Origin of the sequence: Providencia rettgeri, from assembly GCF_001874625.1 — a bacterium.
Lineage (GTDB): Bacteria > Pseudomonadota > Gammaproteobacteria > Enterobacterales > Enterobacteriaceae > Providencia > Providencia huashanensis.
This window is the reverse complement of record NZ_CP017671.1, coordinates 4,393,991-4,415,196: the sequence shown is the minus strand read 5'-3', so window position 1 is coordinate 4,415,196 and position 21,206 is coordinate 4,393,991. Positions and strand designations below refer to the sequence as shown.

19 protein-coding genes and 2 tRNA genes are annotated in these 21,206 nt (G+C 43.8%); 19 read left to right on the top strand and 2 right to left on the bottom strand.

All coding sequences use genetic code 11. The features are described from left to right. The first annotated feature begins 149 nt into the window (after window positions 1–149). The 3 genes from rplU (at window position 150) to cgtA (ending at window position 2,077) form a co-directional block, all read left to right on the top strand. On the top strand, window positions 150–458 hold the full coding sequence (gene rplU / locus RB151_RS20435; protein ID WP_004905925.1) for a 50S ribosomal protein L21: 309 nt from the start codon (window positions 150–152) through the stop codon (window positions 456–458). Window positions 459–477: 19 nt separating this feature from the next. Continuing rightward, window positions 478–735 carry a 50S ribosomal protein L27 gene (gene rpmA / locus RB151_RS20430; RefSeq protein WP_004905922.1) on the top strand — a complete coding sequence of 86 codons (258 nt, stop codon included), beginning with the start codon at window positions 478–480 and terminating at the stop codon, window positions 733–735. Between the two features lie 166 nt (window positions 736–901). Then, a complete protein-coding gene (gene cgtA / locus RB151_RS20425; RefSeq protein ID WP_042845750.1) occupies window positions 902–2,077 on the top strand; it encodes an Obg family GTPase CgtA in 1,176 nt (391 codons plus the stop codon). A 61-nt stretch (window positions 2,078–2,138) separates the two neighbouring features. Here cgtA and dacB read toward each other — a convergent pair whose 3' ends face one another. Beyond that, window positions 2,139–3,587: a serine-type D-Ala-D-Ala carboxypeptidase gene (gene dacB / locus RB151_RS20420; protein ID WP_042845749.1), complete on the bottom strand. Its 1,449-nt coding sequence runs from the start codon at window positions 3,585–3,587 to the stop codon at window positions 2,139–2,141. A gap of 248 nt (window positions 3,588–3,835) precedes the next feature. Here dacB and greA point away from each other — a divergent pair, with 248 nt between their 5' ends. Beyond that, window positions 3,836–4,312 carry a transcription elongation factor GreA gene (gene greA, locus RB151_RS20415; RefSeq protein WP_042845748.1) on the top strand — a complete coding sequence of 159 codons (477 nt, stop codon included), beginning with the start codon at window positions 3,836–3,838 and terminating at the stop codon, window positions 4,310–4,312. Window positions 4,313–4,431: 119 nt separating this feature from the next. Here greA and yhbY read toward each other — a convergent pair whose 3' ends face one another. Next, entirely contained in the window at window positions 4,432–4,725 is a 294-nt protein-coding gene (gene yhbY, locus RB151_RS20410; RefSeq protein WP_004905914.1) for a ribosome assembly RNA-binding protein YhbY, read from the bottom strand. A 135-nt stretch (window positions 4,726–4,860) separates the two neighbouring features. Between yhbY and rlmE the strand changes: the two genes are divergently transcribed. The 15 genes from rlmE (at window position 4,861) to nlpI (ending at window position 21,076) form a co-directional block, all read left to right on the top strand. Next, window positions 4,861–5,490, top strand: a complete 630-nt coding sequence (gene rlmE / locus RB151_RS20405; RefSeq protein ID WP_004905912.1) for a 23S rRNA (uridine(2552)-2'-O)-methyltransferase RlmE — start codon at window positions 4,861–4,863, stop codon at window positions 5,488–5,490. A 57-nt stretch (window positions 5,491–5,547) separates the two neighbouring features. Continuing rightward, the gene (ftsH, locus tag RB151_RS20400; RefSeq protein ID WP_071548693.1) at window positions 5,548–7,533 is read left to right on the top strand and encodes an ATP-dependent zinc metalloprotease FtsH; all 1,986 of its coding nucleotides are present in this window, start codon (window positions 5,548–5,550) and stop codon (window positions 7,531–7,533) included. A 68-nt stretch (window positions 7,534–7,601) separates the two neighbouring features. After that, on the top strand, window positions 7,602–8,438 hold the full coding sequence (gene folP, locus RB151_RS20395; protein WP_071548692.1) for a dihydropteroate synthase: 837 nt from the start codon (window positions 7,602–7,604) through the stop codon (window positions 8,436–8,438). Window positions 8,439–8,442: 4 nt separating this feature from the next. Further along, complete coding sequence (glmM, locus tag RB151_RS20390) at window positions 8,443–9,780, top strand: phosphoglucosamine mutase (protein WP_048605844.1); 1,338 nt, start codon at window positions 8,443–8,445, stop codon at window positions 9,778–9,780. Window positions 9,781–9,998: 218 nt separating this feature from the next. Beyond that, the gene (secG, locus tag RB151_RS20385) at window positions 9,999–10,343 is read left to right on the top strand and encodes a preprotein translocase subunit SecG (RefSeq protein WP_042845742.1); all 345 of its coding nucleotides are present in this window, start codon (window positions 9,999–10,001) and stop codon (window positions 10,341–10,343) included. Between the two features lie 116 nt (window positions 10,344–10,459). Beyond that, a tRNA-Leu gene (locus RB151_RS20380) sits at window positions 10,460–10,549 on the top strand. 58 nt (window positions 10,550–10,607) lie between these two features. After that, window positions 10,608–10,684: transfer RNA gene (locus RB151_RS20375), tRNA-Met, on the top strand. 251 nt (window positions 10,685–10,935) lie between these two features. Further along, window positions 10,936–11,388, top strand: coding sequence for a ribosome maturation factor RimP (gene rimP / locus RB151_RS20370; RefSeq protein ID WP_042845961.1), 453 nt, complete (start codon window positions 10,936–10,938; stop codon window positions 11,386–11,388). A gap of 23 nt (window positions 11,389–11,411) precedes the next feature. After that, on the top strand, window positions 11,412–12,920 hold the full coding sequence (gene nusA, locus RB151_RS20365; protein WP_042845741.1) for a transcription termination factor NusA: 1,509 nt from the start codon (window positions 11,412–11,414) through the stop codon (window positions 12,918–12,920). Window positions 12,921–12,943: 23 nt separating this feature from the next. Next, window positions 12,944–15,682 carry a translation initiation factor IF-2 gene (infB, locus tag RB151_RS20360; RefSeq protein ID WP_042845740.1) on the top strand — a complete coding sequence of 913 codons (2,739 nt, stop codon included), beginning with the start codon at window positions 12,944–12,946 and terminating at the stop codon, window positions 15,680–15,682. Between the two features lie 110 nt (window positions 15,683–15,792). Further along, window positions 15,793–16,203: a 30S ribosome-binding factor RbfA gene (gene rbfA, locus RB151_RS20355; RefSeq protein WP_042845738.1), complete on the top strand. Its 411-nt coding sequence runs from the start codon at window positions 15,793–15,795 to the stop codon at window positions 16,201–16,203. After that, on the top strand, window positions 16,203–17,156 hold the full coding sequence (truB, locus tag RB151_RS20350; protein WP_042845737.1) for a tRNA pseudouridine(55) synthase TruB: 954 nt from the start codon (window positions 16,203–16,205) through the stop codon (window positions 17,154–17,156). Before rbfA ends, truB begins: the two co-directional genes overlap by 1 nt. A 112-nt stretch (window positions 17,157–17,268) precedes the next feature. Beyond that, complete coding sequence (rpsO, locus tag RB151_RS20345) at window positions 17,269–17,538, top strand: 30S ribosomal protein S15 (protein WP_004905890.1); 270 nt, start codon at window positions 17,269–17,271, stop codon at window positions 17,536–17,538. 399 nt (window positions 17,539–17,937) lie between these two features. Then, window positions 17,938–20,061 carry a polyribonucleotide nucleotidyltransferase gene (gene pnp / locus RB151_RS20340; protein ID WP_042845736.1) on the top strand — a complete coding sequence of 708 codons (2,124 nt, stop codon included), beginning with the start codon at window positions 17,938–17,940 and terminating at the stop codon, window positions 20,059–20,061. Window positions 20,062–20,158: 97 nt separating this feature from the next. After that, window positions 20,159–21,076, top strand: a complete 918-nt coding sequence (nlpI, locus tag RB151_RS20335; RefSeq protein WP_225833090.1) for a lipoprotein NlpI — start codon at window positions 20,159–20,161, stop codon at window positions 21,074–21,076. Window positions 21,077–21,206 lie beyond the last annotated feature (130 nt).

The window sequence follows — 21,206 nt, the reverse complement described above, 5'->3', positions numbered from 1 at the left end:
GAGAAAAAAGTCGTATTTTTTGTCATCTAACCGCATTATAGGCTTGTGTTCTGATGCTTTTTTGCGTAGAATTCGCGCCCTATTGTGAATATTTTATAGCGTGCTCTGGAATTGAGATATTTAACGGGTACGCGGAAAGCGGAGTTAATATGTACGCGGTTTTCCAAAGTGGTGGTAAACAACACCGAGTTAGCGAAGGTCAAACTGTCCGCCTAGAAAAGCTGGACATCGCAACAGGTGAAACTGTTGAATTTGATCAAGTTCTGATGGTTGCTAATGGCGATGAGATCCAAATCGGCGCTCCTGTCGTTGAAGGCGTTAAAGTGAAAGCGGAAGTTGTTGCACACGGCCGTGGCGAAAAAGTAAAAATCGTCAAGTTCCGTCGTCGTAAACATAGCCGTAAACAACAGGGTCATCGTCAGTGGTTCACTGATGTTAAGATCACTGTCATCGCTTAAGATTTAGGAGAGCAGATTAATGGCACACAAAAAGGCTGGTGGTTCGACTCGTAACGGTCGTGACTCAGAAGCAAAACGTTTAGGTGTTAAACGTTTTGGTGGTGAAGCTGTATTAGCAGGTAGCATCATCGTTCGTCAACGTGGTACTAAGTTCCACGCAGGTAACAACGTAGGTTGTGGCCGTGACCACACTCTATTCGCATTAGCGGATGGTAAAGTTAAATTTGAAGTTAAAGGTCCAAACAATCGTAAATTTATCAGCATCGAAGCTGAATAAGTTTTCTGATCTTTAATTCAGAATTAAAGCCCTGCAAAAAACTTTTGCGGGGCTTTTTATATTCAGGCATTTTATTTCTAATGAAGTGCACTCGTATTAAAAAATACGCCATCTCTGAGTAAAACAGCCATCCAGCGTTATATGGCTCAGAAACGGAGAGAGAATTATGAAATTTGTAGATGAAGCCAAAATATTAGTCGTGGCAGGAGATGGTGGCAATGGTTGTGTCAGCTTCCGCCGTGAAAAATACATTCCGAAAGGGGGACCTGACGGAGGTGATGGTGGTGATGGTGGTGATGTTTACTTGCAAGCAGATGAAAACCTCAACACCCTGATCGACTATCGCTTTGAAAAATCATTTCGTGCAGAACGTGGGCAAAATGGTCAAAGTCGTGAGTGTACCGGTAAGCGTGGTCAAGATATCACGGTTAAAGTCCCTGTAGGAACGCGTGTACGCGATTTAGGCACTAATGAAATCCTTTGTGACATGACCCGCCATGAACAGCGCCATATGGTTGCTAAAGGCGGCTTTCATGGCCTTGGGAATACACGTTTTAAATCTTCAGTAAATCGAGCTCCACGTCAACGTACTATGGGGACGAAGGGCGAAACTCGCGAAATACTGTTAGAACTGATGCTATTAGCTGACGTAGGCATGTTGGGTATGCCAAACGCAGGTAAATCAACATTTATACGTTCTGTATCAGCCGCTAAGCCAAAGGTAGCTGATTATCCATTCACAACTTTAGTGCCAAGCCTAGGTGTGGTGCGTATGGATAACGAACAAAGTTTTGTGGTCGCGGATATTCCTGGGTTGATCGAAGGCGCTGCAGAAGGAGCAGGTCTTGGGATCCAATTCCTGAAACACTTAGAACGTTGTCGTGTTTTATTACACTTGATCGACATCTGTCCTATTGATGAATCAGATCCTGTCGAAAATGCCAAGATCATCATCAGTGAACTAGAAAAATACAGTGAAAAACTGGCTGCGAAGCCTCGCTGGTTAGTCTTTAATAAGATCGATATCTTAGGTGAAGAAGAATCCGCACAACGCGCAGCAGAAATTGCTAAAGCAATGGGTTGGGAAGATAAATATTACATGATATCAGCAGTTAACCATGAAGGTGTAAAAGCACTTTGTTGGGACATCATGGAATTTATGAATACTCAGCCACGCGATATGGCAACCACTGAAGATGCTCCGCAACCAGAAAAAGTCGAGTTCATGTGGGATGATTATCACAAAGAACAGCTTTCTGGTGCTGAAGATATTGATGATGACTGGGATGACGATTGGGATGAAGATGACGACGAAGGCGTCGAAATCATTTACCAGAAATAGTTATCGTTGAGACATAAAAAAGGCGCAAAGGCGCCTTTTTTAATTACCAAATTTTGATTGATCAATTTTTCTGGTACAGATCTTTATACAAACGGCTTTCGAAGCGCACTAACGGTACACGACGACTGCGTTGTTGGCTCTGTGGTACGGCATAAGCAGAAATAAACTGTACAAATGCTACGCGTTGCCCACTGGCTGTTGTAATAAAGCCGGCTAGGTTATAAACCCCCTGTAATGCACCTGTTTTGGCAGACACTTTCCCATTAACGCCCGCCTCATCAAAACCACCACGATAGCGTAATGTCCCATCATGACCTGCTAAGGGGAGCATAGAGATAAAATCGAGCTGTTGATCGTTTTTAGCGACAAACTGCAAAACTTCCATCATCGTTGCCGGGGTGATTAAATTATGGCGTGATAACCCTGAGCCATCGACCATGACAGTATTGCCAAGATCGATCCCCGCTTTTTGTTTCAAAACTTGCCTTACGGCATCAGACCCTGAGCGCCATGTTCCTGGAACACCATAATATTCGCGACCAATGGTACGAAAAACAGTGTCGGCAATCATGTTATCGGATTTCTTTAACATTACTTTCAATAAGTCATGTAAGGGCTTAGATTCTGTTTTGACTAACACTTGTGATTGAGCTGTTGGCTGAGTCCGTTTTTTTATATGACCGACTAATTCGATGCCTGCGGTAGTGAGCTCATTTTTGACAATTGCCCCTGAGTAGCTAGCTCCATTTTGCACCGCAAAAGCGAGAGGTAAGGGGTCACTACGTTGAGTAAGGCAACCTGTTAAAGTATAGCGATTTAACTCACCGGGTACGACGTCAAGTTCGCAATAACGGGCTTCGGGAGAGCCTTTTGCCAATGTTTTGACTTCACTGAACATGTTAACAGGATAAAAACTAGCTGTTTTGATAAAGGCAAAATCACCTGCTTTTTCAGCAGGGTATAGGGATACAGAAAAACAATTGCGGTCGATAATAGCCGCAGCAGGTGGCGCACTGAAGCATTGGGTCATATCATTCCATACCCAGCCAGGTGCTTTATCGTGGCTGGTAAATGCGGAAATATCGACGATCAAATCCCCATCAATTTTTTCGATCCCTAGCTGTTTTAACGCATTTGCCATGTTCCGAATTTGCTGGCGAGTTAACGTTGGGTCACCACTGAAGCGGATGACTAAGTCACCTGTCAGTGTATTGTTGCTCAGTTTTGCACTCGTTTCAAAATTGGTAACAAAACGGTAATCTGGCCCCAATTGCAACAATGCTGCAAGTGCCGTCACCACTTTTTGGGTGCTCGCTGGAAGAGCCATTTGCTGGGCGTTATAATCAATTAATGGGGTATTACTTCCCACCGTTTGCGCGACCAGAGCAAGGTTAGTGCCGTCAGGTAGATACTGCTTGTATTCATCAATTGGGATCGCCAAAGCTTGGCTACTGGCTAGGGTGATCCCTAAAGTGATTATCCATTTTCTGGTTAAAGTTAATAATGACATATATTTCACGCATTAGGGTGGACATACAGCACATACTAAAGTGTAATGCCTAATAAAGTAAACGGTGACCCGCTATTAAGTCTCAGTTAAAATAGCGTACATTATGATAAGATAAATGAGTACATAAGTCTGATTGAGTTTTTTTTACCTAGAACACCCCCCTGTTATACAGAGGTGTTCGGTGTGCTGTTGTTACAAAATCAGGAAGATACTTATTTTTAGATAGGATTGAACCGAGGTATTTATTAATGAAACAGATCCCGATGACAGTACTTGGTGCGGACAAACTAAGAGAGGAACTGGAGTTCCTGAAATCTGTTCGCCGCCCAGAAATTATCGCCGCAATTGCTGATGCGCGGGAGCACGGTGATTTAAAAGAAAATGCAGAATATCATGCGGCTCGTGAGCAGCAGGGCTTCTGTGAAGGCCGTATCCAAGAAATCGAAGGTAAACTTTCTCACGCACAAGTGATTGATGTAACCAAAATGGTTAATAACGGTCGAGTGATCTTTGGCGCAACAGTGACAGTATTAAATGTTGATACCGACGAAGAGCTAACGTATCGTATTGTTGGTGATGATGAGGCTGATATTAAAGTTAATCTGATTTCAGTCAATTCACCAATAGCACGTGGTTTAGTCGGTAAAGAGGTTGACGATGTCGTCTCAATCAAAACCCCAGGTGGGGATGTAGAGTTCGAAATTCTTAAAGTTGAGTATATCTGATTCCTATTTTACTGAATTGGTTATATTATTTCCCCGGATTTAAAGAAAAAGGCCGCAGGCGGCCTTTTTCAACATATAAAACATGCTTTCAATGGCATTTTTATATAAATGATGGGTTATTATTTAGGTAAAATGATTTTGCGATCCGCCGAAGGGCGGTAAATAACAAGAATTTTACCAATGATTTGTACATTTACTGCACCAGTTTCGCGAACAATCGCATCAGCGATCAAATTTTTAGTATCACGGTCTTCGCCTGCGATTTTGACTTTGATAAGCTCATGATGCGCTAGTGAGAGTTCAATCTCAGCTAAGACACCTTCGGTTAAACCGTTGTTGCCAATCATAACGACAGGGTTTAAGTGATGAGCGAGACTTTTTAGGTGCTGAATTTGTTTTTTATTAAGATTCATCGATTTTTTGCTTGGTTAGTATTGAAAATGGCTTATTCTACCGCCATCTGATATCTATCACCATCAATTATATCTGTTCGATGGTAAAGAAGCAGCAACATAGGTGTAGATCTTTTAGTATAGTTGGAAGACACAATGGCCAATAAAAAACGTTCGGCAAGCTCAAGTCGCTGGTTGCAAGAACATTTTAGTGATAAATATGTTCAGCAAGCACAAAAAAAAGGGCTACGCTCACGTGCATGGTTTAAACTGGAGGAAATCCAGCAAGGTGATAAAATATTTAAACCAGGTATGACCGTTGTTGATTTAGGAGCAGCCCCTGGTGGTTGGTCACAATATGTTGTCAGCCAAATAGGTCATAATGGGCGTGTTATTGCTTGTGACTTATTACCGATGGACCCAATCGTTGGCGTTGATTTCCTTCAAGGGGATTTTCGTGACGAGGCAGTGCTCGCCGCTTTGCTAGAACGAGTAGGCGACAAAAAAGTACAGGTGGTCATGTCAGATATGGCCCCAAATATGAGTGGGACACCTGCGGTCGATATTCCTCGCTCTATGTATCTGGTTGAATTAGCATTGGATATGTGCCGTGCTGTATTGGCGCCTGGGGGGAGTTTCATTGTTAAAGTGTTTCAGGGAGAAGGCTTTGACGATTACCTTAGGGATATCCGCTCCCTGTTTACGAAAGTAAAAGTTCGTAAACCTGAATCTTCGCGGGCACGGTCACGTGAAGTATACATTGTAGCGACAGGGCTAAAACTATAGTACCCTGAGCGTTATTTGTTAACACAGTTGTAATATGAGGTTAATCCCTTGAGTGACATGGCGAAAAACCTGATTCTCTGGTTAGTCATCGCAGTTGTTCTGATGTCCTTGTTCCAGAGTTTTGGCCCAAGCGATTCGAATAGTCGCAGAGTTGATTATTCTACGTTTATCAATGAGTTAGCCCAGGATCAGGTACGTGAAGTTCGTATCACAGGTCGTGAACTGAACGTCAGAAAGGCTGATAATAGCCGCTATACAACTTATCTTCCTATGCAGGATGAGAAGCTGTTAGACACCATGCTGAATAAGCATGTGACTGTCGTTGGTGAACCACCAGAAGAACCTAGCTTACTGACATCTATTTTCATTTCCTGGTTCCCAATGCTTCTGTTGATTGGTGTCTGGATTTTCTTTATGCGCCAGATGCAAGGTGGCGGCGGCAAGGGGGCAATGTCATTCGGCAAAAGTAAAGCCCGCATGTTGACGGAAGATCAGATAAAAACAACATTTGCAGACGTTGCAGGGTGTGATGAAGCGAAAGAAGAAGTCGGTGAAATCGTAGAGTTTTTACGTGAACCTGCTCGTTTCCAGAAACTTGGCGGTAAAATTCCTAAAGGCGTCCTGATGGTAGGGCCTCCTGGTACAGGTAAAACACTACTTGCAAAGGCTATTGCGGGTGAAGCAAAAGTCCCATTCTTTACTATTTCCGGTTCAGACTTCGTGGAAATGTTTGTGGGGGTTGGTGCTTCTCGTGTTCGTGATATGTTCGAACAAGCGAAAAAAGCTGCGCCTTGTATCATCTTTATTGATGAAATCGATGCTGTCGGTCGCCAACGTGGTGCAGGTTTAGGTGGTGGTCACGATGAACGTGAACAAACCCTGAACCAGATGCTAGTTGAAATGGATGGTTTCGAAGGTAACGAAGGTATTATTGTTATTGCCGCAACTAACCGTGCAGACGTACTTGACCCAGCGTTATTACGTCCAGGTCGTTTTGACCGTCAGGTTGTTGTTGGCTTGCCAGATGTTCGTGGCCGTGAGCAAATTCTGAGAGTGCATATGCGTCGTGTTCCTATCGACCCAAGTGTTGATACTTTCATCCTTGCTCGTGCAACCCCTGGTTTTTCTGGAGCAGAATTAGCCAACCTAGTGAACGAGGCGGCATTGTTCGCAGCTCGCGCAAATATGCGTGTCGTTTCTATGGTCGAATTTGAAAAAGCTCGTGATAAAATTTGGATGGGTGCTGAGCGTCGTTCTCTGATGATGACTGAAGAACAAAAAGAATCAACGGCTTACCATGAAGGTGGCCATATGATTATCGGTCATTTAATGCCAGAGCATGACCCTGTTCACAAAGTCACAATCGTTCCACGTGGTCAAGCGCTGGGTGTGGCATTCTTCTTACCAGAAGGTGATGAAGTTAGCCGTAGCCGCTTAAAACTGGAAGGGATGATTGCGACAGCATATGCGGGTCGTATCGCAGAAGAACTGATTTACGGGCGAGATAAAGTCACCACGGGTGCCTCTTCTGATATTCAGTTTGCAACGAATACAGCGCGTAACATGGTGACTCAGTGGGGCTTCTCAGACCGTTTAGGTCCAATGCAATACTCAAAAGAAGAAGGCCCTGCATTTTTAGGTCGTTCTGCGGGTAATGGTTCAGGTATTTCTGATGAAACAGCGCGTATTGTTGATGAAGAAATTAAGAAAATCTTAGACCACTGCTACCAATTGGCTTATAAAACACTGGAAGACAATATTGATATTCTGCATGCAACGAAAGACGCATTGTTGAAATACGAAACTATCGATATGCCAATGATTGATGATTTAATGAATCGTCGTCCAGTACGTGAACCAGCAGGTTGGGATGAGGACAAAAAAGTCAGTAACGTGACTGGAACATTTGGCAAAGGTGCGTCAAATAGCGATAAAGTTGCTGATAAACCTCAAACTGAAGAACCAAAAAATAATGCTGAAGAGCCAAGCAACAATACTGATGAATCAAACCCATCAGACAATAACGATAACAAGCCACAATAAGTTATCGGAAAAGTAAGGTAATCGAGAGCCCCAGTTCGCTGGGGTTTTTTTCGTTAAGGAAAATAACAATGCAAATCAAAGCGAGAGGCAGTGTCCTTGATTTATCCACACCGCAAGTGATGGGGATTCTGAATGTTACTCCTGATTCGTTCTCAGATGGTGGCACTCATAATCGTTATCATGATGCATTAGAGCATGTAGCTAGGATGGTGCAAGAAGGGGCAACCATTATCGATATTGGTGGTGAGTCAACTCGTCCTGGGGCAGCTGAAGTTTCTGTTAGCGAAGAACTTGATAGGGTGATCCCTGTAGTAGAGGCTATTGCCCAACGTTTTGATGTGTGGATTTCTGTTGACACTTCGAAAGCGCAAGTGATGTCTGAAGCGGCAAAGGCAGGGATGCATATGATTAATGATATTCGCTCACTTCATGAGCCGGAAGCATTAGATGTTGCTGCTCAAACTGGGTTACCTGTGTGTATTATGCACATGCAAGGCCAGCCACGAACAATGCAAGCCGCCCCAAATTATGAGAATGTTGTGCGCGAAGTTAAAGACTATCTAGAGGCCGAAATTGCACGTTGTGTGAATGCTGGAATCGATAGGCAGCAAATTATCCTTGATCCAGGCTTTGGGTTTGGTAAAAACTTGTCGCATAATTATCAATTATTGGCAAACTTAGAACAATTTCATAATTTCGGACTACCGCTATTGGCAGGTATGTCACGTAAATCTATGATTGGGCAATTATTGAATGTTCCACCTCAAGAGCGTCTCGCAGGCAGCCTTACTTGCGCAGTTATTGCTGCAATGCAAGGAGCGCACATCATTCGAGTTCATGATGTCAAAGAAACAGTGCAAGCGATGCAAGTGGTACAGATGACTCTGTCAGAAAAGGAAAAGTAAGCGTATGAGTGAGCGTAAATATTTTGGTACCGATGGTATCCGTGGCAAAGTGGGTGATAGCCCAATTACTCCTGACTTCGTTTTAAAATTAGGTTGGGCAGCAGGGAAAGTCCTTGCGCGTCATGGCTCACGTAAAATTATTATCGGTAAGGATACGCGTATTTCTGGTTATATGCTGGAGTCTTCTCTAGAAGCTGGGCTAGCGGCCGCTGGGCTATCAGCATCTTTTACAGGGCCAATGCCGACGCCAGCGGTGGCTTATTTAACACGTACTTTCCGCGCTGAAGCGGGGATCGTTATTTCCGCTTCCCATAACCCTTATTATGATAATGGCATCAAATTCTTTTCAATTGATGGGACTAAGTTACCTGATGAAGTCGAAGAAGCCATTGAAGCTGAAATGGAAAAACCGATCACTTGTGTCGAATCAGCAGAATTGGGTCGCGCTAATCGGATTGTAGACGCTGCTGGGCGTTATATTGAGTTCTGTAAAGGGACGTTCCCAAATGAGCAAAGCTTATCCAGCCTAAAAATCGTTATTGACTGTGCTAATGGTGCGACTTATCACATTGCCCCCAATGTATTTCGTGAGTTAGGTGCGGAAGTCATTACTATTGGTTGTGACCCGAATGGGATCAACATCAATGAAGAATGCGGCGCTACTGATGTTCGACAACTACAACAAAAAGTATTAGAAGAAAAAGCAGACGTCGGCCTAGCGTTTGATGGTGATGGTGACCGTATTATCATGGTTGACCATATGGGCGAAAAAGTGGATGGCGACCAAATCTTATTTATTGTCGCTAGAGAAGCTCTACGCCAAGGTCAATTAAAAGGCGGGGTAATCGGTACATTAATGAGCAATATGGGCTTAGAAATAGCCCTGAAACAGTTAGGCATTCCATTTGAACGAGCTAAAGTGGGTGACCGCTATGTGCTCGAAAAATTACAGGAAAAAGGCTGGCGCATGGGCGCGGAAAACTCAGGCCATGTAATTTTACTGGATAAAACCACCACGGGTGACGGTATTGTTGCTGGCCTACAAGTTTTGAGCGCTATGGTACGTAACCATATGAGTTTGCATGACTTATGTAGTGGTATGAAATTATTACCTCAAGTGCTGGTTAATGTTCGGTTCAAAGGCACACACGACCCTCTACAAAATGAGGGGGTTATTGCTGCTAATGAAGAAGTTGAAAAGCAACTGGCAGGTAAAGGCCGCGTGTTACTCAGAAAATCGGGTACAGAGCCGTTAATTCGTGTCATGGTTGAAGGCGAAAATGAAGCGGATGTAACTGCAATGGCGAATCGTATTGCGGATGCAGTTAAAGCCGCAGGTTGATTGTAATAAATAAAGCTGAGCAATATTTCGAATATTTGTTGTTTTTTTCCGCAAATAATCGATAGAGTTTAAAATAGACTTGCTTGTCGGCTCAGCTTTGGGTAGTATTCGCACCTGCTCAATCCTGTAAGAGTGTCCTTTTGCGGGGAATTGGGCGGGTGTGCAGTGATAAAGGTCATAGCATTAGGCTATGCACCGTAACTGAATAGGTAACTCAAATGTACATAGCTCTTTTAATTATTTTCCTGCTAGCAGCTATCGGGCTTATTGCTCTGATTATGTTACAGCAAGGTAAAGGTGCTGACATGGGTGCATCATTCGGTGCGGGTGCTTCTGCAACACTGTTTGGCTCATCGGGTTCAGGTAACTTCATGACTCGTATGACTGGAATCTTGGCTGCTGTGTTTTTCATCATCAGTTTAATACTTGGCAATATGACTGCAAATAAGTATGGAACTGGTAGTGGTAGTAAGTGGGAAAACATTAGTGAACCTGCGAAAGTCGAGCAACCAACAGACGTGCCGGCAGCACCAGCTACACCAACGAGCGATATTCCTCGTTAAGTGTTAAAGATTCCGAATGAAGGCAGTTATTGTCATCATTAAGTAGTAAGCTCAGAAATGAGCAAGAAGTTAAAAATTTGAGGTTATTGATTTTAAATTGATAACCTCGCCTCAGTGCCGAGGTGGTGAAATTGGTATACACGCTACCTTGAGGTGGTAGTGCCTACAAAACGGGCGTACGGGTTCAAGTCCCGTCCTCGGCACCATTATTTTGATAGCTTGTAGTTTACGAGTTATCAGTGTAGAATATGTCACGTTTTCGAACGCGGGATGGAGCAGCTTGGTAGCTCGTCGGGCTCATAACCCGAAGGTCGTCGGTTCAAATCCGGCTCCCGCAACCATTTCTTATTCAACATACCTTGTCAGTATCGTAGTCAGAGTTGTTGTCAGATGTAGCAATCAAGTGTAGTTATCTAATAGCTCCCAAAATTTCTCATCGATTTCTCTAGACTTTGCAGGTATAATAAGAATATGGTGAACCCGTGCACTACAGGGTCCAGTTGCATAAAGCCCCGAATTTCGGGGTTTTTTGTTATTTGACAATCGAATTAACTGGGCTTTTATAGCCCTTTTTTTATGTCTGGGGGTGGGCTTGTCCACATTAGAACAGCAATTAACAGAGATGATTTCAGCACCTGTGGAGGCGCTAGGCTTTGAATTTGTTGGCTTAGAGTTTGTCCGTGGTCGCACATCGACACTGCGTGTCTTCATTGATAGTGAAGAAGGCATCACTGTTGACGATTGTGCTGATGTCAGCCATCAGGTTAGTGCAGTATTGGATGTCGAAGATCCAATTTCTGTTATTTATAACCTTGAAATATCGTCACCTGGGCTTGAGCGCCCATTATTCACAGTCGCTCATTACGAGCGTTTTGTTGGTGAAGAGGTGGCGTTAACTTTGCGTATAGCAATGCAGAACCGCCGTAAATGGCAAGGAATTATCAAAGCCGTAGACGGTGAAATGATTACGGTTACTGTAGATGGTAAGGATGAGGTGTTCGCCCTCGGCAACATCCAGAAAGCTAACTTGGTACCCCACTTTTAATAAAGTTCAATGAGGCAACTAGGATGAATAAAGAAATTCTGGCTGTTGTAGAAGCGGTTTCTAACGAAAAATCCCTCCCTCGTGAAAAAATCTTCGAGGCTCTGGAAACGGCATTAGCGACGGCAACCAAAAAGAAATATGAGCAAGAAATCGATGTTCGTGTTGAGATTGACCGTAAATCCGGTGATTTTGATACGTTCCGTCGTTGGTTAATTGTCGATGAAGTGACAATGCCAACTCGCGAAATCACATTAGAAGCAGCGCAATACGAAGACCCTGCACTGCAACTAGGTGAGTATGTTGAAGATCAGATCGAATCTGTTGTGTTTGACCGCATTACAACACAAACTGCAAAACAAGTTATTGTTCAGAAAGTTCGTGAAGCTGAACGTGCTATGGTTGTTGACCAATTCCGTGAGCAACAAGGCGAAATTATCACTGCTCAAGTGAAGAAAGTTAACCGTGAAAACATCACGTTAGACTTAGGTAATAACGCTGAAGCGGTTATTCTGCGTGAAGATATGTTGCCACGTGAAAACTTCCGCCCAGGTGACCGCATACGCGGAGTCCTGTATGATGTCCGTCCTGAAGCTCGCGGCGCACAACTTTTTGTTACGCGTTCTCGCCCGGAAATGTTGGTTGAATTATTCCGCATTGAAGTGCCTGAAATTGGCGAAGAAATTATTGAAATTAAAGCCGCTGCGCGTGATCCAGGTTCTCGTGCAAAAATCGCTGTAAAAACTAACGATAAACGTATCGACCCAGTTGGTGCTTGTGTTGGTATGCGTGGTGCGCGAGTTCAAGCCGTTTCTAGTGAGTTAGGCGGCGAGAGAATCGATATTGTGTTATGGGATGATAACCCAGCTCAGTTCGTTATTAATGCAATGGCTCCGGCTGATGTTGCATCTATCGTCGTCGATGAAGACAAATGCACGATGGATGTTGCCGTAGAAAGCAGTAACTTGGCACAAGCAATAGGGCGTAACGGTCAAAACGTTCGTCTAGCTGCTCAGTTGCTGAAAAAACACCGTGGTGATGACAAATGGGAACTGAATGTCATGACCGCAGAAGAGCTAAATGCAAAACATCAGGCAGAAGCACATGCTTCTATTGATACATTCACCAAGCATCTTGATATTGATGAAGAGTTCGCCACTGCACTTGTTGAAGAAGGCTTCTCTACGTTAGAAGAACTGGCTTACGTGCCTATTAATGAACTTCTGGAAATTGACGGTCTTGATGAAGATACCGTTGAAGTTCTACGTGAAAGAGCGAAAGCTGCCCTCACCACAATTGAGTTGGCTCAAAAAGAGAGCCTAGGTGATAATCAGCCAGCAGAAGATTTGTTGAATCTTGACGGTATGGATCGTACTCTTGCCTATAACTTGGCTACTCGTGGAATCTGTACACTGGAAGATCTTGCTGAGCAGGGCATCGACGACCTGATTGATATTGAAGGTCTGGATGATGAGAAAGCAGGTACGCTCATCATGGCCGCACGTAATATTTGCTGGTTCGGTAACGATGCGTAAACACTGTAGCAGGAAGGAACGGCATGACAGAAACTGTAAAAACATTGGCAACGGAAATTCAAATCACAGTTGATCGCCTGGTACAGCAATTTGCTGAAGCAGGGATCAAAAAAAGTGAGAATGACTCTGTTAGCCAGTCAGAAAAAGAAGCTTTACTGAACCACCTAAACCGCGAACAAGGCGGGGCGGCGGGTCAGCCAAGTAAGTTAACACTACAACGTAAAACTCGTAGTACGTTGAGTGTTCCGGTCACCGGTGGCAAAAGCAAATCGGTAAATGTTGAAGTCCGCAAAAAACGCACTTATGTGAACCGTGACGCTGAAGAAGCGAAAGCGGAAGAGCAGGCACAGCGTGAAGCGGAAGAGCAGGCACAGCGCGAAGCTGAAGAACTGGCACAACGTGAAGCACAAGCTAAGCGATTAGCAGAAGAAGCTGCAAAACGCGAAGCAGAAGCAAACGCAAAACGTGATGCCGAAGATAAAGCAAAACGTGAAGCAGCAGATAAAGCTACGCGCGAAGCAGCGGAAAGAGAAAAAGTGAAACCAAGCGAAAATCATCAAAAAGCAGGCAAATCGTCTGAAACTAATGCCGACAAACAACGCCGTGAAGCTGAAGCTGCAGAGCTAAAACGCAAAGCTGAAGAAGAAACTCAACGTAAAGTTGAAGCAGAAGCGCGTCGTGTTGCTGAAGAAGCCCGTAAAATGGCTGAAGAAAATGGCGAAAAATGGACGGCTGAAACTAAAACTGAAGAAGACAGCGATTATCATACAACCACTTCTACGCACGCTCGTGCCGCTGAAGATGAAAATGATGCGAAAGAAGAAGGCCGTCGTTCTCGTAACCGTACCGCTAAAGCACCTCGCCAGAAAAAAGGTAACAAGCTTTCAGAGAAAGCTGATCGCGAAGAAGAGCGTGCAGCAGGTCGTTCAGGTCGTACTAAAGGTAAACAACGTAAAGGCAGTTCCTTACAGCAAAGCTTTACTAAGCCAGCTGCTGCGGTAAACCGCGATGTTATCATTGGTGAAACGATCACTGTAGGCGAACTTGCTAATAAAATGGCGGTTAAAGGCTCTCAAGTCATCAAAACAATGATGAAGATGGGCGCTATGGCGACTATCAACCAAGTGATTGACCAAGAAACTGCACAGCTTGTTGCAGAAGAAATGGGTCACAAAGTTATTCTGCGTCGTGAAAATGAGCTAGAAGAAGCGGTAATGAATGACCGTGATACAGGCTCTGCATTACAAGAACCACGCGCACCAGTTGTGACTATTATGGGTCACGTTGACCATGGTAAAACGTCTTTACTTGACTACATTCGTTCAACGAAAGTGGCATCAGGTGAAGCCGGTGGTATTACTCAGCATATCGGTGCGTACCACGTACAGACCGATAAAGGTATGATTACCTTCTTAGATACCCCAGGTCACGCCGCGTTTACCTCTATGCGTGCTCGTGGAGCACAAGCAACGGATATCGTAATCCTTGTTGTTGCTGCCGATGATGGTGTTATGCCACAAACAATTGAAGCTATTCAGCATGCGAAAGCAGCGGGTGTACCAATTGTGGTTGCAGTCAACAAAATCGATAAGCCAGAAGCTGATCCAGACCGCGTCAGAAATGAGTTATCTCAATACGGTGTTATTTCCGAAGATTGGGGTGGTGATACTCAGTTCATTAGCGTATCAGCTAAGAAAGGTACAGGTATTGATGACCTACTGGATGCTATCTTACTGCAAGCTGAGGTTTTAGAACTGAAAGCAGTTTATGCAGGAATGGCAAGCGGTGTTGTTGTTGAATCCTACTTAGACAAAGGTCGTGGCCCAGTGGCAACTATCTTAGTTCAAGAAGGTACACTGAACAAAGGCGATATCGTCTTATGTGGGTTTGAATATGGCCGTATTCGTGCAATGCGTAACGAATTAGGTAAAGAAGTTCAATCTGCAGGCCCTTCTATGCCAGTTGAAATTTTGGGGCTATCAAGCGTCCCATCTGCTGGTGATGAAGCGACAGTAGTTCGTGATGAGAAAAAAGCCCGTGAAGTTGCTCTATATCGTCAAGGTAAATTCCGCGATGTTAAATTAGCGCGCCAGCAGAAATCTAAACTGGAAAACATGTTTGCGAACATGGAAGAAGGTAAAGTTTCTGAACTGAATATCGTGCTGAAAACTGACGTTCAAGGTACTTGTGAAGCGATCACTGACTCTCTGATGAAACTGTCAACTGATGAAGTTAAAATTAAAATCATCGGTTCTGGCGTTGGTGGTATCACTGAGACAGATGCAACATTGGCAGCGGCATCAAATGCTATCATTCTTGGCTTTAACGTCCGTGCAGATGCATCTGCGCGTCGTGTCATTGAAAGTGAAAGCGTTGATTTACGTTACTATTCCGTTATCTATAGCTTGATTGATGAAATCAAACAAGCAATGAGCGGTATGTTGGCACCTGAATACAAACAACAAATCATTGGTCTTGCAGAAGTCCGCGATGTATTTAAATCACCGAAATTTGGTGCTGTTGCAGGTTGTATGGTTACAGAAGGTACCATCAAGCGTAATAACCCAATTCGTGTACTGCGTGACAACGTGGTTATCTACGAAGGTGAGTTAGAGTCTCTGCGTCGCTTTAAAGATGATGTTGCTGAAGTTCGTAACGGCATGGAATGTGGTATCGGTGTTAAGAACTACAACGATGTTCGTGTCGGCGATATGATTGAAGTCTTCGAAGTTATTGAAGTTAAGCGTTCGATCGACGGTTAATTTTATAGATACCCGTAATATCACTTTGTTATAAAGCGAAGCGGGTAAATATCTTCATACTTTATTTTCCATTGGGGGGCTTAGCCCCCAATTTGTCAGGAGATAGAACAATGGCAAGAGAATTCAGTCGTTCTCAGCGCGTTGCACAAGAAATGCAAAAAGAAATTGCAATCATTTTGCAACGTGAAGTGAAGGATCCTCGCATTGGTATGGCAACGGTTTCTGGTGTTGAACTGTCTAGGGACTTGGCATACGGTAAAGTATTCGTTACGTTTTTAAATATCTCTCATGAAGAACATGAGTCTGATATGGTAAAAGAAGGCATTAAAGCGCTGAATGAAGCTTCAGGTTTTATTCGTTCTTTATTAGGTAAAGCCATGCGCTTACGTGTTATTCCTGAACTGACATTCTCTTATGATAGTTCTTTGGTTGATGGTATGCGTATGTCTAACCTCGTTTCGAATGTCATTCGCGATGATGAAAAACGTCGTGCTGATGCAGATGATAAAGAGGAAAAATAATGGGGCGTCGTCGTAGCGGCCGTGATATCGACGGTGTAGTGCTGCTGGATAAACCTACGGATATTTCTTCTAATGATGCGCTGCAAAAAGTGCGGCGCTTTTTTAATGCTAATAAAGCTGGGCATACAGGGGCGCTTGATCCGTTAGCAACAGGTATGTTGCCCGTTTGCCTTGGTGAAGCAACGAAGTTTTCCCAATTTTTACTCGATTCAGATAAGCGTTATCGTGTAGTAGCTCGTTTAGGTCAACGTACTGATACATCGGATTCTCATGGCGAAATCATCAGCGAGCGTAACGTTGAGTTTACGCCGCAACAGTTAGATGACGCCTTAGCGTTTTTCCGAGGCGATACACTGCAAGTACCTTCGATGTATTCCGCATTAAAACACCAAGGTCGTCCATTGTATGAATATGCACGTAAAGGGATTACGGTTGAGCGTGAAGCCCGCCCAATTACTGTGTATGAACTACAGTTTATTCGTTTAGAAAATAATGAGTTAGAACTGGAAATTCATTGCTCGAAAGGGACTTATATTCGTACTATTGTTGATGATTTAGGCGAAATGTTAGGCTGTGGCGCTCATGTGATTTATCTACGGCGTATTCAAGTCGCTAATTACCCATATGAGCGCATGGTAACATTAGAGCAATTAGCCGCTTTGCGGGCACAAGTAGATGCAGGAGAAGGTTCTTTTGAATCATTACTGGATAGCTTGTTATTGCCAATGGATACCGCAGTTGTTCATTTTCCAGCTATCAATATAACTGAAGAAACAGCGGCTTACTTTAAACAGGGTCAACCTGTTAGGGCGAATGTTGAAGGTCTCATTGAAGGGGACATGGTCCGAGTGACTTGCGGTGAAGAGCAGCGTTTTATCGGTATTGCTCTGATTAGCGAAGATGGCCGTGTGGCACCAAAGCGTTTGGTTGTGGAAAATGAACAATCCGCATAGTGGCGCTTATTGCTTTGCTGTTATAAGCAGCGTAGAATAGCGGCGCTTAATCTTGAGATGCTAAATTAGAGATTGGCTCTCATCACTTACATTAATCATTTTGGAGTTTATTATGTCTCTAAGTAATGAAGCGAAAGCTAAAATCGTTGCTGAGTTCGGCCGCGGTGAAAATGACACTGGTTCAAGCGAAGTACAAATCGCTCTGCTGACTGCACAAATCAACCATCTGCAAAGCCACTTTGCAGAGCACAAAAAAGATCACCACAGCCGTCGTGGTCTGTTGCGTATGGTTGCACAACGCCGTCGCTTACAAGCTTACTTGAAAGGTAAAGATATCGCACGCTACACTGCTCTGATTGAGCGTTTAGGTCTGCGCCGCTAATCTTACTCTAGATAATTCCAGTTGCGGCTAGGCGACCAATGAGTGAGTGGCTAGGAATGTACATCAGTATGTGACTAGTACGAATGAGTGTAGTCAACAACGTTGCAACTTGAAGTATGACGAGTAGAGTCAGTTTCAGAGAAAAGGGGCCACAGGCCCCTTTTCTTCTAAAAGTTATTTTGAAAGTTGAAGTAATACTCGAATTGTTCTTAACTTAAATGTTAAGCTATGGTTTGTAATTAGTTGTTTTAATAATGCCTCTTCGCTACATCCGATTCGCGCGGCTAATGAGAACATTGATGACTTGAATATCAATCTTCTCATTAGTCGCGAGGCTGTAGGAAGAATAAGCCAATGCTATCCGAGATGCTCAGATAGCCTTACAAAAAGGGTAATATTGTGTTAAATCCTATTGTTCGTAAATTCCAATATGGTCAACATACCGTTACGATTGAAACGGGAATGATGGCGCGTCAAGCGACAGCCGCTGTTATGGTTAACATGGATGACACTGCGGTATTTGTTACTGCGGTTGCTCAGAAGAAAGTTAAAGAAGGTCAAGATTTCTTCCCTTTAACTGTTAACTATCAAGAACGTACATACGCAGCAGGCCGTATCCCAGGGAGTTTCTTCCGTCGTGAAGGTCGTCCTGGTGAAGGCGAAACGTTAATCGCACGCTTGATTGACCGTCCACTGCGCCCTCTGTTCCCAGAAGGTTTTTTAAACGAAATTCAAATCATTGCTACAGTTGTGTCTGTTAACCCACAAGTTAACCCTGACATCGTTGCGATGATCGGTGCATCTGCAGCTCTTGCGCTGTCTGGCACGCCATTTAATGGCCCAATCGGTGCTGCTCGTGTTGGTTTTATCAATGACCAATATGTTCTGAACCCAACAGCTGATGAGCTGAAAAACAGCCGTTTAGATTTAGTGGTTGCAGGTACCAATAACGCGGTCTTAATGGTTGAATCTGAAGCTGACTTGTTAAGCGAAGAACAAATGTTAGGTGCGGTCGTATTTGGCCACGACCAACAACAAATTGTTATTCAAAACATCAATGAGTTGGTCAAAGAAGCAGGTAAAGAAAAATGGGATTGGCATCCAGAGCCAGTTAACCAAGCATTAAATGACCGCATTGCGGCATTAGCAGAAAGCCGTATGGGTGATGCTTACCGCATTACTGAGAAACAAGAACGTTACGCGCAAGTTGATTTAATCAAAGATGAAGTCATTGCTACATTAGTCGCTGAAGATGAAAACGTTGATGTTTCTGAAGTTGCTGATATTTTAGGTAACTTAGAAAAACAAGTTGTACGTAGCCGTGTTATCCGTGGTGAACCTCGTATTGACGGTCGTGAAAAAGACATGGTTCGTGCACTTGATGTGCGTACCGGTGTTCTGCCACGTACTCATGGGTCTGCATTGTTCACACGTGGTGAAACTCAGGCACTGGTAACTGCAACTTTAGGTACAGAGCGTGATGCACAGGTTATCGACCAGTTAATGGGCGAATACACTGACCGTTTCTTATTCCATTATAACTTCCCTCCATACTCTGTTGGTGAAACTGGTATGGTAGGTTCACCGAAACGTCGTGAAATTGGTCATGGTCGTTTAGCGAAACGTGGTGTGTTAGCTGTAATGCCAGATCACGCAGATTTCCCATATACTGTCCGTGTTGTATCTGAAATTACTGAATCTAACGGTTCATCATCTATGGCTTCTGTCTGTGGCGCTTCACTCGCATTAATGGATGCAGGTGTGCCAATTAAAGCTGCTGTTGCTGGTATTGCAATGGGGCTGGTGAAAGAAGGTGACGATTTTGTTGTCCTATCTGACATTTTAGGTGATGAAGACCACTTAGGTGATATGGACTTTAAAGTTGCCGGTAGCCGTGATGGTATCAGTGCACTGCAAATGGATATCAAAATCGAAGGGATTACCAGCGAAATTATGCAGGTTGCTCTGAACCAAGCGAAAGGCGCACGTTTGCACATCTTGGGGACGATGGAACAAGCTATTAATGGTCCTCGCGAAGAAATCTCTGAATTTGCACCACGTATCTATACGATTCGTATCAATCCAGACAAAATTAAAGATGTCATCGGTAAAGGTGGTTCTGTCATCCGTGCATTAACGGAAGAAACAGGCACTACGATTGAAATCGAAGATGATGGTACAGTGAAAATTGCTGCAACTGATGGTATCAAGGCGAAAGAAGCCATTCGCCGTATTGAAGATATTACTGCTGAAGTTGAAGTTGGTCGTATTTACCCAGGTAAAGTGACTCGTATCGTTGACTTTGGTGCATTCGTTGCTATTGGTGGCGGTAAAGAAGGTCTAGTACACATTTCTCAAATCGCAGATAAGCGTGTTGAGAAAGTGACTGATTATCTGCAAATGGGTCAAGAAGTCCCAGTTAAGGTATTAGAAATCGACCGTCAAGGCCGTATCCGCCTTAGCATGAAAGAAGCGGTAGCAACTGAGGAACCAAGTTCGCAACCTCAGGACTCAGCAGAATAAGTTGACCTAGCTGCGCTCTATTTGTTTAGAGCGCTATCAGCCTAAATTTGCTGAAACCATAATTTGTTGTAAATGCGTGGTAATGTAAGGGCGGAGTATGTTGAACAGTATCTGTCTTCGGGTAAGAGATTATCGCACGTTACCGCGTGTGCTCTTGGCGCTTATCTTTTTTGTTATTATTGGATGTAGCAGCAAAGATTGGCGAAAGAACGAGGTTTTTGCCGTTCCACTTCAACCTTCATTGCAACAAGAAGTGATATTGGCTCGTATGGAACAAATCCTTGCGAGCCGGTCTTTAACCGATGACGAATACGCACAGCTTTTATATGAGCGCGGTGTGTTGTATGATAGTCTAGGTTTAAGGGCGCTGGCGCGTAATGATTTTTCAACTGCGTTAGCCATACGTCCTGATATTCCTGAAGTTTTTAATTTTTTAGGGATATATTTTACGCAGGCAGGGAACTATGATGCTGCCTATGAAGCGTTTGATTCTGTTTTAGAGCTTGATCCAACTTACAATTTCGCGCGGATGAATCGTGGCATCGCTTTATATTACGGTGAACGGTACAAACTAGCGCAGGATGATCTGCTGGCGTATTATCAGATAGATCCAAATGATCCTTTTCGTGTTTTATGGCTTTATCTTGTAGAAAAAGACATAGACCCGCGTACGGCACAAGATAATCTTGCTGCTCGTTACAACCAAGCGGAGAAAGGGCAATGGGGCTGGAATATCGTAGAATTCTATCTTGGCAATATCAATGAAACAACATTGATGGAGCGTTTGAAAGAAACGTCTACGGATAACACTTCGCTCGCTGAGCATCTCAGTGAAACTAACTTCTATTTAGGTAAGCATTACCTAAGTCTGGGGGATAAGAATAGCGCAGTTGCGTTATTCAAACTGACGGTAGCTAACAACGCTCACAGCTTTGTTGAACACCGCTATGCATTGTTGGAATTGGCGCTGTTAGGCCAAGAACAAGACGACCTTTTAGAATCGGGCCAGCAATAGCTGACGAACATTTCATGATTAATTTTTAAGTCATCATCCCTCGGGGTGACGGCCTATTTGTTCGTTTAATAAACACAATTTGAGCCAGTTCACATTTTAAATGAAAATGACCGAAATGATTTTCGCATGG

Bases quoted from the DNA above. Each gene is read 5' to 3' on its own strand.
- ftsH (WP_071548693.1), top strand. From the start codon at position 5,548: ATGGCGAAAAACCTGATTCTCTGGTTAGTCATCGCAGTTGTTCTGATG.
- secG (WP_042845742.1), top strand. From the start codon at position 9,999: ATGTACATAGCTCTTTTAATTATTTTCCTGCTAGCAGCTATCGGGCTT.
- nusA (WP_042845741.1), top strand. From the start codon at position 11,412: ATGAATAAAGAAATTCTGGCTGTTGTAGAAGCGGTTTCTAACGAAAAA.
- cgtA (WP_042845750.1), top strand. From the start codon at position 902: ATGAAATTTGTAGATGAAGCCAAAATATTAGTCGTGGCAGGAGATGGT.
- rlmE (WP_004905912.1), top strand. From the start codon at position 4,861: ATGGCCAATAAAAAACGTTCGGCAAGCTCAAGTCGCTGGTTGCAAGAA.
- glmM (WP_048605844.1), top strand. From the start codon at position 8,443: ATGAGTGAGCGTAAATATTTTGGTACCGATGGTATCCGTGGCAAAGTG.
- yhbY (WP_004905914.1), bottom strand. From the start codon at position 4,725: ATGAATCTTAATAAAAAACAAATTCAGCACCTAAAAAGTCTCGCTCAT.
- rpsO (WP_004905890.1), top strand. From the start codon at position 17,269: ATGTCTCTAAGTAATGAAGCGAAAGCTAAAATCGTTGCTGAGTTCGGC.
- nlpI (WP_225833090.1), top strand. From the start codon at position 20,159: ATGTTGAACAGTATCTGTCTTCGGGTAAGAGATTATCGCACGTTACCG.
- rbfA (WP_042845738.1), top strand. From the start codon at position 15,793: ATGGCAAGAGAATTCAGTCGTTCTCAGCGCGTTGCACAAGAAATGCAA.
- infB (WP_042845740.1), top strand. From the start codon at position 12,944: ATGACAGAAACTGTAAAAACATTGGCAACGGAAATTCAAATCACAGTT.
- dacB (WP_042845749.1), bottom strand. From the start codon at position 3,587: ATGTCATTATTAACTTTAACCAGAAAATGGATAATCACTTTAGGGATC.
- rpmA (WP_004905922.1), top strand. From the start codon at position 478: ATGGCACACAAAAAGGCTGGTGGTTCGACTCGTAACGGTCGTGACTCA.
- folP (WP_071548692.1), top strand. From the start codon at position 7,602: ATGCAAATCAAAGCGAGAGGCAGTGTCCTTGATTTATCCACACCGCAA.
- truB (WP_042845737.1), top strand. From the start codon at position 16,203: ATGGGGCGTCGTCGTAGCGGCCGTGATATCGACGGTGTAGTGCTGCTG.
- rplU (WP_004905925.1), top strand. From the start codon at position 150: ATGTACGCGGTTTTCCAAAGTGGTGGTAAACAACACCGAGTTAGCGAA.
- greA (WP_042845748.1), top strand. From the start codon at position 3,836: ATGAAACAGATCCCGATGACAGTACTTGGTGCGGACAAACTAAGAGAG.